This is a genomic window from Paenibacillus sp. IHBB 3054, from assembly GCF_051594305.1.
In the GTDB taxonomy this organism is placed as follows: domain Bacteria; phylum Bacillota; class Bacilli; order Paenibacillales; family Paenibacillaceae; genus Paenibacillus_AQ.
The window spans coordinates 1-14,220 of the sequence record NZ_JBOFBG010000004.1 but is presented as its reverse complement, the minus strand read 5'-3'; the positions used below and the strand labels follow the sequence as shown (position 1 = coordinate 14,220).

At 48.5% G+C, this 14,220-nt stretch carries 11 protein-coding genes and 1 pseudogene; 10 read left to right on the top strand and 2 right to left on the bottom strand.

Annotated features, from left to right (window positions below; translation table 11 throughout):
• The 10 genes and pseudogenes from ACQ76X_RS06870 to ACQ76X_RS06825 all read left to right on the top strand — a co-directional run bounded on the left by ACQ76X_RS06870 (position 1) and on the right by ACQ76X_RS06825 (position 11,811).
• Entirely contained in the window at positions 1 to 879 is an 879-nt protein-coding gene (locus ACQ76X_RS06870; protein WP_340898284.1) for a carbohydrate ABC transporter permease, read from the top strand.
• A 59-nt stretch (positions 880 to 938) separates the two neighbouring features.
• Positions 939 to 3,029, top strand: coding sequence for a beta-galactosidase (locus tag ACQ76X_RS06865; RefSeq protein WP_438492502.1), 2,091 nt, complete (start codon positions 939 to 941; stop codon positions 3,027 to 3,029).
• 224 nt (positions 3,030 to 3,253) lie between these two features.
• Positions 3,254 to 4,414 carry a GntR family transcriptional regulator gene (locus ACQ76X_RS06860; RefSeq protein WP_438492500.1) on the top strand — a complete coding sequence of 387 codons (1,161 nt, stop codon included), beginning with the start codon at positions 3,254 to 3,256 and terminating at the stop codon, positions 4,412 to 4,414.
• Positions 4,415 to 4,539: 125 nt separating this feature from the next.
• A pseudogene (locus ACQ76X_RS06855) lies at positions 4,540 to 5,876 on the top strand (glycoside hydrolase family 125 protein).
• A gap of 48 nt (positions 5,877 to 5,924) precedes the next feature.
• Entirely contained in the window at positions 5,925 to 7,235 is a 1,311-nt protein-coding gene (locus ACQ76X_RS06850; protein WP_076112899.1) for an ABC transporter substrate-binding protein, read from the top strand.
• A gap of 73 nt (positions 7,236 to 7,308) precedes the next feature.
• Positions 7,309 to 8,196 (top strand): carbohydrate ABC transporter permease, encoded by an 888-nt coding sequence (locus tag ACQ76X_RS06845; protein WP_038592014.1) that lies wholly within the window; start codon positions 7,309 to 7,311, stop codon positions 8,194 to 8,196.
• Between the two features lie 35 nt (positions 8,197 to 8,231).
• Positions 8,232 to 9,119: a carbohydrate ABC transporter permease gene (locus ACQ76X_RS06840; RefSeq protein WP_038592017.1), complete on the top strand. Its 888-nt coding sequence runs from the start codon at positions 8,232 to 8,234 to the stop codon at positions 9,117 to 9,119.
• Positions 9,120 to 9,161: 42 nt separating this feature from the next.
• The gene (locus ACQ76X_RS06835) at positions 9,162 to 10,226 is read left to right on the top strand and encodes a glycoside hydrolase family 76 protein (protein ID WP_438492497.1); all 1,065 of its coding nucleotides are present in this window, start codon (positions 9,162 to 9,164) and stop codon (positions 10,224 to 10,226) included.
• Positions 10,227 to 10,250: 24 nt separating this feature from the next.
• A complete protein-coding gene (locus ACQ76X_RS06830; RefSeq protein ID WP_438492495.1) occupies positions 10,251 to 11,321 on the top strand; it encodes a glycoside hydrolase family 76 protein in 1,071 nt (356 codons plus the stop codon).
• A gap of 217 nt (positions 11,322 to 11,538) precedes the next feature.
• Complete coding sequence (locus ACQ76X_RS06825) at positions 11,539 to 11,811, top strand: hypothetical protein (RefSeq protein WP_438492493.1); 273 nt, start codon at positions 11,539 to 11,541, stop codon at positions 11,809 to 11,811.
• Positions 11,812 to 12,033: 222 nt separating this feature from the next.
• Here the strand turns inward: ACQ76X_RS06825 and ACQ76X_RS06820 are convergent, their stop codons facing one another.
• On the bottom strand, positions 12,034 to 13,647 hold the full coding sequence (locus tag ACQ76X_RS06820; RefSeq protein ID WP_438492491.1) for a DUF4179 domain-containing protein: 1,614 nt from the start codon (positions 13,645 to 13,647) through the stop codon (positions 12,034 to 12,036).
• Positions 13,631 to 14,152, bottom strand: coding sequence for an RNA polymerase sigma factor (locus ACQ76X_RS06815; protein WP_438492489.1), 522 nt, complete (start codon positions 14,150 to 14,152; stop codon positions 13,631 to 13,633). Before ACQ76X_RS06815 ends, ACQ76X_RS06820 begins: the two co-directional genes overlap by 17 nt.
• Between the last annotated feature and the right edge of the window lie 68 nt (positions 14,153 to 14,220).

Genomic DNA, 14,220 nt, shown 5'->3' with positions numbered 1-14,220 from the left:
ATGACGCTTTTGACTCAAACGAAAAAGAAGTCTGCGGCGAAAAGGGCCAGCCGTTCAGGTGAGAAGGGCCTGACCGCTGGTGCAGCATTTGTCCTGATGGCCGTGGTCTCCCTCATCACGTTGTTTCCGCTGTTCTGGTTATTCAGCTCATCGCTGAAAGATATTAGCCAAATCTTCGTCAATCCGCCGATCTGGCTGCCGACAACGCTGCATTGGGAGAACTTCACTGAATTGTTCGTGAACCGTAAATTTGGAATTATCACCTGGAACAGTCTGCTGCTGTCCACGACCATGACGATTACTGCGCTGCTGTTCTGCAGCCTGGCCGGGTTCGCCTTTGCCAAATACCGGTTTCGCGGCAAGGACATTCTGTTCGTCTTCGTGCTCGCTTCGCTAATGATTCCTCATGAAGCAACGATGGTTCCACTGTTCGTCATTTATAAGAACCTGCATCTCATCGACAACATCTGGGGAGTGATCTTACCCGATCTGGCCAATGCTTTTGGCATCTTCTTCATGCGGCAGTACTGCAGTTCCATTCCCGATGAAATGATGGAGGCGGCACGAATCGACGGGTGCAGCGAGATTGGCATGTTCCGCCGGATCATTCTTCCCAACCTGAAATCGGCATTCGCCGCCCTGGGGATTATCCTGTTCGTCAAGCAGTGGAACAACTTTCTGTGGCCGTCCGTTATTCTGCGCTCCCAGGAGCATATGACGTTGTCTGTGGCGCTGAAGGCGCTGGAGGACAGCAACAATACACCTTATCATCTCATCATGGCCGGCTCGGTTGTAAGCGTGCTGCCGCTGCTTATTATCGTTCTGATTTTTCAGAGACAGCTTATTTCCGGCATGATTGACGGTGCGATTAAAGGATAAACACGAATAGATTAAAAAGCTGGACATTACCTCGTGAATGGGAAGGAGTAACGCAAGCCATGAAATTTGGTGTTGATTATTATCCCGAGCATTGCCCGCCTGACTTGTGGCAACGGGATGCAGTAATGATGAAGGAGATGGGCATCGAGGTTGTGCGGATGGCGGAGTTCTCATGGGCGAAGATGGAGCCGAGTCCCGGCGTCTATGATTTCGGCTGGCTGGACGAAGCCATTGAACTGCTGGGAGAGCAGGGGGTTACAACCATGCTGGGTACGCCGACGGCGGCTCCGCCGGTGTGGATGATGGAGCTTCATCCAGATCTGTACCCACTGAATGCGGAGGGACAGAGGGTAGGCTTTGGCGGTCGGCATCATGACTGCCAGTCGCATCCACACTACCGGAAGCATATTAAAGAATTTGTGCGGACCATGGCCCTTCGCTACCGGGACAACCCCTATGTTGTCGGCTGGCAAATTGACAATGAGCTGGGTAACAGTCACCGTAACTTGTGCTATTGCGATCACTGCCGGGCAAGGTTCCACCGATGGCTGGAGGAACGGCATGGGACGATCGAAGGCCTGAACGAGGCGTGGGGAACGGTGTTCTGGAGCCAGACCTATACCTCTTTCTCGCAGATTCCCGTTCCACTTGCTACACCTAACAGCCATAATCCATCGCTTCTGCTAGATTGGAAACGATTCTGCTCCAGTCTGGTCGTCGAGTTCCAAAAGTGGCAGGCGGATATACTGCGGGAGGTATGTCCCGGCCATCTTATTACGCATAACTTTATGGGCTTCTTTGACAAGACTGATTATTTCGAGCTGGCGAAGGATCTGGATTTCATCTCCCACGATCAATACCCGATGCTGTTTCTGGAGGAGCGGATCAAGCGCAGCTCGCCCTCCCACCTCGGCATGGCGCTCGATCTTATGAGGGGAACCAAAGGGAAGCCGTTCTGGGTGATGGAGCAGCTCGCCGGACCGACAGGGACGGAAATTCTCGGCTCAACGCCCCGGCCGGGGCAGATGCGGCTCTGGACCTTTCAATCCGTTGCCCATGGTGCGGATACCATCGTCTATTTCCGGTGGGATACCTGCCTGTTCGGCAGCGAGCAGTACTGGCACGGCATTCTGCCCCACAGCCGTATTCCGGGTCGCCGATACGAGGAAATCCGCGACAGCATAGCCGAACTGGCTCCTCATATGGAGGCTTTCCGCGGGGGACTTCCCGAAGCCGAGGTTGGGATTGTGTTCAGCTACGACCAGGAATGGGCGCTGCAAATCCAGCCGCATCATACCGACCTGAACTACGTCGCACATCTGCACCGTTATTATAAAGCATTATTTGATCACAATATCCCTGTAGATCTGATTTCCGAAAATGACGATTTCTCAAAGTACAAAGTGCTGATTTTTCCGCTTCTGTTCGTCACCGATTCAGAGCTATGCCGAAGACTATATGAATATACAGAAGCGGGCGGGCATGTCCTGCTCGATATGCGGACCGCAGTCAAGGACCGGAATAATGCCGCTATTCCACTGACGCTGCCGGGAAAATATTCGCAGCTGCTGGGTCTAAGCATCTTCGATTACGACTGTCTGCGCCAATTCGGGCAGAGTGTGAGATGGCTGAATGATGAGGGGATGTCCAGGGCAACCCAAACGGAAGATGAAGGCGGGAAGTCTGGAGAGGAAGCGGAGCTGTGGTGCGATCTGATCACAGTGGAAGGCGCAGAGGTACTAGCCGTATACACCAGGGATTTCTATGCCGGGACACCGGCGGTTACCCGCCATACATACGGCAGGGGACGAGCCTATTATGCCGGCACGGAATTGGGGCCGGAGACGATGGAAAAGCTGGTCTTGGAGATGATTGGCGACGCTGGGGTCTGTGGAATCGCAGCCGCACCGGAAGGTGTCGAGATTACCCGGAGACGGGGAAAGGACGGTACTTATTTCTTTGTCATGAATCATAACCGGACGGTGTGTGAATTGGATGTTCCAAAGGGATGGAGTCTGGTTTCGGATGTAGAGGAAATGAACAAGGGCTGCAACCCGAAATCGAAGTCTGAACCCTCCAAGGAATGGCATGAATCAAATTCCATCAACCTGCAGCCATTTGATTGTGCATTGTTTCTTGAGATCACCTGAATAACTAATTCGTAATAACCTAACTGACTGACACAGCTATACTGCGTCCATCAGTTAGGTTTTTTTACATTCTGAAGTCCTCTTTACAAGATTTTCATTCTCCTTAAACAATGGCATATCTATAATGAATACAGAAAGACTATGTATGCATCGACAATCATAATATATCATGATATATTATTATGTAAATCACGAATAATAAGAGTCAGGAGATAGTGAAGGTCATGAACGAACCGACGTCTTCTAAGCCGATGTATGAGAAGATCTTTGACGAAGTGAAGGAGAGCATATTGACTCAAGCCTATAAGCTTGGAGAGCGTGTTCCTTCCGAGAAAGAACTGGCTGATAGCTATAATGTAAGCCGTATTACCAGTAAAAAAGCGCTTGAGCTGCTGGCCGCCGAGCATTTGATCGTCCGTAAGCCGGGCAGGGGCTCGTTTGTGGCCGATCCGGTCGCTGAACTTCAGGAGCTACCTCCCGGAACAAGTACCGGAATCCCTGCAATCAATGTTGAAGAGAAGACCATCGGGCTGATCATCACCGATTTTGGCAACAGCTACGGTACGGGGCTGATCTATGGCATGGAGCAGGCTTCACGCGATAATGACTGCTTTCTGGTCTTGCGGAGAACCTTCGGTATTCCCGAGAATGAAGAGCAATCCATCCAGAAGCTGCTCAACCTGGGTGTGGATGGACTGATTATCTTCCCGGCGCAGGGCGAATATTTCAACGCGGAAATCCTCAAGCTGGTCATTGGCCGTTTCCCCCTGGTGCTGGTGGACAGACATTTAAAAGGGGTAGCCGCCGCATCGATCAGCACGGATAATCTTCAGGCAGCGCTTGAAGCCACAAAGTATTTGTTTGATTTGGGACATACCCATATATCGTTTCTTTCGCCTCCGCCGGTCGATACCACTGCCGTCGAGGACCGGATTGAAGGCTTCATACAGGCACACGCCGAGCGGGGAATCATGGTGGATAAGGAGCTGTGGGTCAGTGACTTAACCTCGACATTGCCGAAGTTTTTTAACCCGGATAATATTGAACATGATCTCGCGCGCCTGGAATCCCATCTGAAGAGTCACCCAGACATTACTGCGCTGTTTGCCATCGAGTACAATATTGCCTTGCTCGCCAAGACAGCGGTGGAACGTCTGGGACTGCGTATCCCCGAGGATATCTCCATTATTTGTTTCGACAGTCCGCCGACACAACTTGGAGGAGGTTATGCCTTCACCCATATGCGCCAGAATGAAGAAGAGATGGGTCGGCTTGCGGTAGAGAATGTGCTGACAATTATGAACGGGCATTCTGTACCGAATAAGGTAATGCTGGAGGCGAAGCTGATCCCCGGCAGCTCGACCGGACCTGCAGTTCGAAAGTAACGGCAATAGATAACGACGAACCCATTCAATCGGATGGGTTTTTTTATATCCAGATTCTTGAAATGATATATCATTAAGTCTAAAATATTGATTGACATATTATTTGTATACCAATATACTATTTAATGAAAGCGCTTAATAAAAATACAAAAGGGAGGTTATTTCTACTGTACACCTCAAATGAATTACCCCAATCCATTCAGCGGCTGGCTGCACAGGTTCGGACAATATTGCAGGACCGCCCAAAACTGGCGGATATGTTCGAACAATGTTTATCGAACACCTGGAATACAACAATAAAACGCAATAAGGACGGAACGACCTTTGTCATTACTGGTGATATTCCTGCCATGTGGCTGAGGGATTCTGCCGCTCAGGTCAGGCCTTTTCTGATCCTTGCCGCTGAAGATGAAGAAATAGCAGACATGATGAAGGATTGGTTAAGCAGCAATTTGCTTTTACCGAGATTGATCCTTATGCAAACGCATTTAACCAGGAGGCGGATGGGCGTGGGCATCAGGATGATCTCACGGCAATGAACCCCTGGATCTGGGAGAGGAAATACGAAGTAGATTCCTTATGTTATCCGATCCAGCTCAGCTATTTACTGTGGAAAAATACCGGACGGGCCAGCCAATTCGATGCCGCTTTTGAAAAAGGGGTCCGGCGGATTATTGAACTGTGGACCACCGAACAGAACCACGAGCGCGATTCTCTCTATACGTTTCAACGCATGAATGGAGCACCCACGGATACATTGGTCCGTGAAGGCAAAGGCAGCCTGACGTTCTATACAGGAATGACCTGGTCCGGGTTTCGACCAAGCGACGATGCCTGCGAATACGGCTATCTCATCCCGGCCAATATGTTCGCTGTTGTTGTTCTCCGGTATGTGTGTGAAATTGCAGGTGAGGTGTTGAACAGCTCTGAGCTTGCGGCTTCTGCGCAACACCTGCTGGAGCAGATCGAAGAAGGTATCTGGCAACACGGGACTGTGGACCACCCTGAGTTTGGGACTGTGTATGCCTATGAGACAGATGGACTTGGTAGTGTGAATTTGATGGATGATGCCAATGTTCCCAGCCTGCTCTCCATTCCTTATCTCGGCTACTCTCCAGTTGATGATCCTGTATATATGAATACCCGCAGCTTCATTTTGAGCAAGAGTAATCCCTATTTCTATTCAGGCATAGCCGCAGCAGGCATTGGCAGCCCCCATACCCCAAACCGTTATATCTGGCCAATCGCCTTAGCAGTACAAGGAATGACTTCAGGAAATACAGAGGAACAGCAATCCATTCTTGACCGGCTGGCGCAGTGTGATGGCGGTACCGGGTTTATGCATGAAGCTTTTCATGCAGATGATCCCGGCGCGTATACCCGCCCCTGGTTCTCTTGGGCCAATATAATGTTCTGCGAGCTGGTGCTCATGCGTTGCGGAATCGAAGTAAAGCGCAGCTAAATGAACGGCAACAATGACATACCAAATAGTCTGAGGGGGATGAAATCAATGAAGAAATGGTTGATTACAGCACTTACTCTGGTGACGGTCTCTGGCCTGGCCGCCGGGTGTGGCGGTAATTCTGGCAATTCCGGGGATGCCAATGCAGGGAAAAGCGGAACAGAGCAAGGCGGCAAGAGTGCAAAGAAGACAGAGCTTACTTTCTGGGGGGACTGGGGCGGAGAAGGCCAGAAGCAGTTCGAAACGATGGTCGATGCTTTTAACAAATCGCAGGATAAGATTCACGTGAAATACGTGCTGCAGCAGGATATGATCACTAAATTTCTTACTGCGGCCACGAACGGCGGTGCTCCTGACATACTTTTCTGGGACCGCTGGCGGACTTCACTTTATGCGCCCAAAAATGTGCTGCATCCGGTGGATGACTATTTAACACGTGATGGAATCTCCAAAGATGATTTTTACAGCGAATCGCTGAACGAACTTTCTTACGACAATAAATTATACGGTCTGCCGCTTACAGTAGACGCTCGTGCACTATTCTACAATAAGAAGCTGCTGGCCGAAGCCGGGCTTCAGCCGCCGACGACTTGGGATGAGCTTGAAGCGGCGGCTGCGAAGCTGACGAAATGGAACGGAGACAAGCTTGAAGTAGCAGGCTTCTCCATGGCAGACCTGGGATTGTTTAACATGTATCTCCAGCAGGCTGGCGGCACCATGCTGACCGAAGACGGGAAGACCAACTTCAACAATGAGCAGGGTAAGCAGGTGCTCGAATTCTGGGACCGGATGATGAACAAAGATAAAGTGTACAAGGTGGGCTTTGAGCTGGGGCTCGGAGAAGGCCAGGATGCTTTTGTTACCGGAAAAGTCGCTATGCTCTATTCAGGCCCATGGATGCTCAGCACTTACAATAAATACGGCAAAGACCTGGAATACGGCGTTGTTCCTCCGCCAGCAGGCCCTAACGGTGACAAAGGCAGTGTGATGGGCGGCTTCGGCCTGGTTATTCCTGAGGGCTCCAAGCATCACGATGAGGCCTGGGAATTTATCAAATGGTGGACGGCTAACAAAGACAATGCTCTGCTGTGGGCTAAGACCAGCTTGAACCTGCCTGGCTTCAAACCTTCGATGGAGGATCCGTTCTTCAAGGATGATCCGCTGTGGAAACCTTTTATGGAAACCCTGGAATTTGCTAAAGTCCGCCCGTCGCATCCCGGCTATTCCGTGATGGAGACGGACGCCTTGGCGCCGAATCTTCAGCTTAACCAGCAGAACAAACTGAGTATTGAGGACACACTTAAGAAGTCTCAGGAGCAGGGAGACCAAATGCTTAAGGATAACGAAGTTGTGAAGTAGCAGTTGTAGCAGCAGGGAGGCGTTGCCTCCCTGCTGTTATGGAACCTTGCCGCATAATGAAGGGGGGAGTTGTATGGCTTCCATGAGAAAAGTGGAAAGACATCAGGCACGGACTGCTTATTTGTTCATCACACCTACAGTGCTGCTGTTCGTGGTCTTTACGATTATTCCAGTAGTAATGGCCTTATATCTCAGCTTTACCAATTATGATGTGCTTAGCCGAAATGACTGGATCGGGCTTGATAACTACCGGCGGCTGGCTCATGATGATCTGCTGTGGAAAACCTTCCGCAATGTGTTTCTGTATTCGCTGATTTTTGTGCCGCTCAATATTCTAATTTCACTGCTATTGGGACTGCTGCTCAGCCGGGCGTGGCGCGGGGTGAAGCTGTTCCGCACCTTTTATTATCTCCCTACGCTGACTTCAGCTGTCGCGGCAGCAACGGTATGGATCTGGCTGCTGCACCCGGAATTTGGGCTGATTAACGGTTTGCTCTCCTACGTTGGGATTACAGGACCAGCCTGGCTGTCCGAGACAAGAACGGCCATGCTCTCAATAGTCCTGCTGACACTCTGGCAGTCCGTCGGCTCTAATATGATAATTTATCTGGCAGGTCTGCAAGGCGTTCCGGATTATCTGTATGAATCGGCCCGGCTGGATGGTGCCAACAAAATGGATTGCTTCCGGTATATCACTTGGCCGCAGTTACGGCCGACAACTTTCCTGGTCAGTACCATGGCCATCATCGGTGCACTGCAGCTGTTTGACCAGGCTTTTGTTCTGACGCAGGGAGGGCCGGCCAATGTCACGAAGACACCGGTCTATCTGATTTACCAGCAAGGTTTTAACCAGCTGCAAATGGGCTATGCTTCTGCGCAGGCATTTGTGCTGGCGATGGCCATCCTGGTCTTTTCACTGATCAATATGCGGATATCCAAAGCGGAAGAGTCAGTCATTTAAACAGGGCTGCCCAGGAAAAAAGGAGGCTTACAGCTATGGGTGTTACCGGCGGCTCCGCCCTGAAGCGGGGCATTAACAAATCCATTTATTATATCGTATGTATCGTTATTGCAGTTGCCATGTTCCTGCCATTCTATTGGAGCGTACTAACGTCCCTGAAACCGGATGAGGAGATCTTTGCGATGCCGATCCAATGGTTTCCGAAGCATTTGACCTTTGATCATTACCGCAAAGCATTCTCGACCGTGCCATTTGCATTATTTTTCTGGAATTCGCTTGTTCTTGCCGTATCCGGTGTACTGGCCAATTTATTCTTTGGCTCACTCAGCGGCTACGCTTTTGCGAAGCTGAAATTCAGGCTCAATAAGCCGGTATTCCGGGTGCTCCTGGCTGCGATGATGATCCCCGGCATCGTAACCATGATTCCGACCGTTTATGTGATGCGCCATATTCCATTCGCCGGAGGCAATGATCTTTTCGGCAGTGGAGGCAACGGACTGATGAACTCCTTCTGGGGCATTATTCTGCCGGGCGCATCCGGGACGTTTGCGGTGTTCTTCATGCGGCAATTTTTCCTCACCCTGCCCAGCGACATGCTGGAAATGGCCCGGATTGAGGGCTGCGGTGAATTTAAGATCTTTTGGCGCATTTATCTGCCGCTCACCAAACCTGCACTGGCTACCTTAAGCATCTTTACCTTTCAGGCAGGGTGGAACAGTTTCCTTTGGCCGATGATCGTCTTAAATGATCCGGATAAAGCGACCATTCAAATGGGGCTGCAGGCCTTTTCCTATAACTTTCAGACCGATTACGGGCCGATGATGGCCGGTGCGCTGGTCGCAATTCTGCCGATATTGGTGCTCTTTTTGGCCCTGCAGCGTTATTTTGTACAGGGCATTGCGTTCAGCGGTATTAAAGGGTAAGCAGCTACTGAAACCAGATCAGATATGAGGAGAGAGAGCCTTATGAAGCAATTGAAAATTGAGCCACGACTGTGGGAGGAACGGGCGGACAAGGCGCAGGAAGCGCTGGATCATTATTTCTGGAACGAGAACATGGGCATGTACAACATTGAGACGCCTTGCCCGAATGGAGAATGCAACACTATATTTCACTATTGGTGGATGGCCCATGCCGTGGATACACTGGTGGACGGTCTGCTGCGGACAAGAGACAGACGGTACGAAGAACGTCTCGCCTCGCTGCATGAAGGTCTTCTCCGCCGCAATGGCGGGAGTTGGCCAAATGAGCTCTATGATGATATGGAATGGATGGCACTATCATGGCTACGTGCGTATCAGGCAACGGGGAAGGAGAGCTACAAGCAGACCTCATTAATTCTGTGGCAGGACATCAAGACGGGCTGGAACGATCATATGGGCGGTGGCATCGCCTGGCAGAAATCGCAGCTTGATTATAAAAACACCCCGGCCAACGCGCCTGCCGCCATCCTGGCTGCCCGACTGTATCAGGCCTTCGGTGATCCGCAGGATCTAGAATGGGCAGAACGGATTCTAAGCTGGCAAAAGAAACATCTCGTCGACCCGGAGAACGGTTTTGTCTGGGATGGGCTGAACCGTGAGGGGGATGGCACAATCGATAAAGACTGGAAATACACCTACAATCAAGGAGTGTATATAGGCGCCGCAATTGAACTGTACCGGATTACGGATCAAGCCAGCTACCTTGAAGATGCCCGGCAGACCTTCGCCGCAGCCGTTGAAGAGCTAACCGGTCCGCAGCTCAGGGTGTTGCCGGATGAGGGCGGCGGAGATGGCGGTCTGTTCAAGGGCATACTGGTCCGCTATACTGCCGAACTCGTAAAGACCGATCCTGAGGCAAGAGAAGCCGCATCCTTTCTTCGCAGAAATGCGGAACTGCTCTGGGAGAGAGGGAAGACGGCGGAAAGCGCGTTGTTTGGAACGGACTGGTGCCACCCGCCCGGCGGCATTGTACAGCTAAGCTCGCAGCTCAGCGGCATAAAGCTGCTGGAGCGGATGGCTGAGCTTGGCACTATTATCGGTGAATAATTAACGCCAGATGGGGATGATCCTATGGATATTTTTGCTGAAGCCTCAGCGCAGGCTGAATGGAAGGCGCGTGCGGACTGGTTCCAGCGCTGCCTTCAGCAGCATTATTACAATGAAGAGACCGGTATTATGAGTCAGTGGTTTCCTAAAGCGCATATCCGTCCGGACGACAACTTCTATTATTGGTGGCAGGCCCATGTGATGGATGTGCTTGTCGATGCTTATGAACGTACGGGAGATCCCGCAGATCCCCTGCGTATCCGCGAATTCAGCCGCTGTCTGCATGCTTATAATGGCGGTACCTTTTCCCATAATTATTATGATGATATGGAGTGGACGGCTCTTGCGCTGCTGCGGGCGTACCAGGCTACCGGGGAAGAAGAATACAAGAATGCTGTGCTGGAGCTGTGGTCAGATATTCAAACCGCGTGGAACAGCTATTTCGGGGGAGGAATGGCCTGGAAGAAGGATCAGCTGGATTATAAGAACACCCCGGCTAATGCGCCCGCCGCCATTCTGGCTGCCCGTTTGTACGGATTGTTCCGGGATCCGGAGGATCTGGAATGGGCGGTCCGCATTTACGAATGGAACAAAGCCCATCTGGTAGATCCCGGCTCCGGCTTTGTATGGGACGGAATTAACAGGCTGGGAGACGGTCAGATTGATTATGACTGGGAATTCACTTACTGCCAGGGAGTGTTTCTTGGAGCGGCGCTGGAACTGTACCGTGTTATAGGAGAGCAGCAATATGCAGACGATGCCCTGCGGACAGCCGACACAAGCATATGCCGATTGTGCCACCCGGTTACACTCATGCTGCCTGATGAAGGCATTGACGACACCGGATTGTTCAAAGGAATTCTGATCCGCTACTGGGTTCAACTGGAGAAGCAGTTTCCTGGAACACTTCCCATCCGTAAAGTTATCCTGGCGAATGCCAATGCTTTATGGACGAAAGGACTGGACCACGAGCTGGGACTCTGCGGCCCTTCTTGGGAGCATAAGCCTATACTGCCGGTTCAGCTCAGCGTGCAGCTGAGTGGATTGATGCTGCTTGAAGGTGCAGCCGCTTTGGAAAATCAGCGGAACGAGTGAGCAGGGGATTTCAGATTATCTAGGATACATTTCTAATCTAACATCTGCTCTAAAGACTGAAAATTCAGATCGGGAACAGCACGCTTCACGAATAACTCCAAGTATGGAATTAATTGCGAGTTCGCAAATTAATCGATATACACAATTACACAAACACCTGAAACCATTTCTAAACATAATCGTAGCATATTGTAAATGAATTGCATTGAGGTGAAGTATGAAAGCTTTTGATTACTTAAGAAGAGCCTATTATAGGCTTAGTTATTATTATCAGAAATTTCAATTGATTGTAATGTCTTTTGTAGTTGCTGGAATAGTTGATTATTTTTTTATTTACGAGATTTTCGTTTCATTATCAGCATTAGTTCCTGTTTTTATTATAGAAATTGCTCCAGTCATTATTATCATTTTATCAATAATTATTATTCGAGGAATCGTTAAATTTATAAAGAAGATGAAAGAAAACAAACACTTACTATTTTTATTCTAACAAGAAATTATCATATTAAGAAGGTTTGACCGTATTTCAAGGAGTGTGCAACATCGTATAACACCATATTTACGCTTCTGTTCATTGGATTCTCCCATAGCATTTCGAGAATTTAAGTCAGTTTTTCATTAAGCTAACGGGAACGTTAGTTCAATAAACCAGCGGCAGTCTAGGACTTTATTTTCCAATCCAAGACTGCCGCTGGTTTATTATTGAATTTGGTTAGAGTTTAACTTCTTCGTTCCGGCTTGGATCGCTGTATTTATAGATACCAGGGTTCAGTTCAATCTTTTCGTCAAAGGGAATACCTTTGTAGCTATCGATATTAACCCCTGTAGATACCATACCCTTAGGTGTAATTTCAGGTACTATTTCTTTGCCATTAATCCGTACCGTAGTTTGGTTAACACCCTTGAAGCCAGGGGATTCGGAATGGGACTCGACCATCAAATTTTCGCCCTCAGTATAATACGTAAATTGAATATCTAATCCATCCACATTAAGTTTGGCGAACTGCTTTTCTTTCTTAGGTTTATTTAGCGTGATCCAATTCTTAGAGGTATCCCGTTTTTCAATGACAGCATCTTTTAATTTAAGTTTCATTGGAACATCAGACCAGTCCTTATACCACTCCGAAGATTCAAATTGAAATAAATGCTGATAGCTTCCGGGATGATCTCCTTTTAAAACCCGATCCCCGGCGATTGTTTTATCCCCTATAACCAGCTGAGCAGTTTTGTAGTGGACAATTCCTTTTTTAAGCGATTCTTCTTCATTGATTAGGATCTGGATAACTAAAGGGGTAATCACTAGCTGATCAAACGTTATGCCTGTCTTTTTTTGGACTTCAGGACTGGTGTACATTTTCTTAGTGTACATAGCTTCACTTGCCTTTTTTCCATCTGCTTTAAAATCAAACTTCCAACTGCCCGAAATCCGTTTTGCTTCTTCAATGTAACTAAAATGAAGACTGGCATCCTTCCAAACGGGTTCAGTCATATCGAATACCTGTTCAATAAACAAATCCGAACCTTCGCTAGGCATGATGGTGGGAACTGCTTCTTTCACTTGACCACCAGCATTAATTACCAGTTGCGGGGTGCCGCGTCCCAAGTCAGATGGTGAAGCAGCGACCCTATAGCGGATAATGGTTTGATTTGAAGCTTGTCGAACGGATTCAATATGGAGGGTTGGATACTGTGTAGATCCGGTAACAATCGTATCTCCGGCTTGAGGGTTAGATTCTAAGGGAATATCCCTATTACGGAGAAAAATAAGATTTTGCGCTTCAAATTTGTAGTCTTTTTTATCATCCTTTAATGTATCAGGGGTTTCGTATACACCAAGGAGTTTCTTGCTTTCCGGGTCGTATTCTAAATTGCCGTATACTTTTGCCTCGCTACCGGATTCACTTGTCATGGTATTTTTCTCTGTAGCAATTCCAATATATTGGCTTAGGTCGGTTTTGGTATCCAGAGATATGAGCATTTTCATTTTTTCTCCATCCGTCACCACACCGTTCAAGTTCATTGTAACTCCAGAACTGGAAGCTTGGAGATCATACTGCTGGCCGATACCGTTTTTCAATGCATTGGTCACACTACGGCCGCCAATTTCATCCCAATTCATCGTCACACTAGCGTATACAGGAATGGCGACAAGCAAGATACATGAGAAAACGATACTGATGGGAACAACCTTCGCACGATGTCTAGGAATATTCTGCGAAGGCTGCAGATTTATTTGGCGTTGATATGCTTCTTTTTCTATGGCTGTCCACATTAAATCATAATCCGGCAGGGGAATATTCTTATCCTTTTCAATATACTGATTCATTGCTGCTCATCTCCTTTAGTTGAGTTCCAACCATCTTGCCCTTTAACAGCTTAAGCCCCTTATTTAGTCTGGATTTTGCAGTTCCTTCGGGTATGTCCATCACTTTAGAGATCTCGGGTACAGTCAATTCGTTAATAAAACGAAGGACTACTACCATTCTGATTTTGTCGGGAAGCTTACTATATAGTCCTTGAATTTCTTTTTTAGTTTCCCGGCGATTTAAATGCTCTTCGACAGGATTGGAATCCTGAGACCTGGATAGTAAATAATTACGTAATTCTTTCATCACTCCTGTTTTACGCCTTCTGATCAGGCTGTTACACTCATTCGAAGCAATTCGCAAAATCCACGATTTCAGGTTTCTTACCTTTGATCTATCTGCCAAAATCACTTTGACAAATACCTCTTGGCTAATATCCTCAGCATCAGCCTGATTTTTCATCAAATAGTAGCAAAAATAATAAACATCTTCTTTATAGAGCTCGAAAATTCCCCGGTCAGTCATTCTGCTGCACCCCCTTTTTTGTTGTTCTCATGAATAAGACAGATAGAGGCAAGCAATCGTTCATTTTA

Bases quoted from the DNA above. Each gene is read 5' to 3' on its own strand.
- ACQ76X_RS06870 (WP_340898284.1), top strand. From the start codon at position 1: ATGACGCTTTTGACTCAAACGAAAAAGAAGTCTGCGGCGAAAAGGGCC.
- ACQ76X_RS06865 (WP_438492502.1), top strand. From the start codon at position 939: ATGAAATTTGGTGTTGATTATTATCCCGAGCATTGCCCGCCTGACTTG.
- ACQ76X_RS06860 (WP_438492500.1), top strand. From the start codon at position 3,254: ATGAACGAACCGACGTCTTCTAAGCCGATGTATGAGAAGATCTTTGAC.
- ACQ76X_RS06850 (WP_076112899.1), top strand. From the start codon at position 5,925: ATGAAGAAATGGTTGATTACAGCACTTACTCTGGTGACGGTCTCTGGC.
- ACQ76X_RS06845 (WP_038592014.1), top strand. From the start codon at position 7,309: ATGGCTTCCATGAGAAAAGTGGAAAGACATCAGGCACGGACTGCTTAT.
- ACQ76X_RS06840 (WP_038592017.1), top strand. From the start codon at position 8,232: ATGGGTGTTACCGGCGGCTCCGCCCTGAAGCGGGGCATTAACAAATCC.
- ACQ76X_RS06835 (WP_438492497.1), top strand. From the start codon at position 9,162: ATGAAGCAATTGAAAATTGAGCCACGACTGTGGGAGGAACGGGCGGAC.
- ACQ76X_RS06830 (WP_438492495.1), top strand. From the start codon at position 10,251: ATGGATATTTTTGCTGAAGCCTCAGCGCAGGCTGAATGGAAGGCGCGT.
- ACQ76X_RS06825 (WP_438492493.1), top strand. From the start codon at position 11,539: ATGAAAGCTTTTGATTACTTAAGAAGAGCCTATTATAGGCTTAGTTAT.
- ACQ76X_RS06820 (WP_438492491.1), bottom strand. From the start codon at position 13,647: ATGAATCAGTATATTGAAAAGGATAAGAATATTCCCCTGCCGGATTAT.
- ACQ76X_RS06815 (WP_438492489.1), bottom strand. From the start codon at position 14,152: ATGACTGACCGGGGAATTTTCGAGCTCTATAAAGAAGATGTTTATTAT.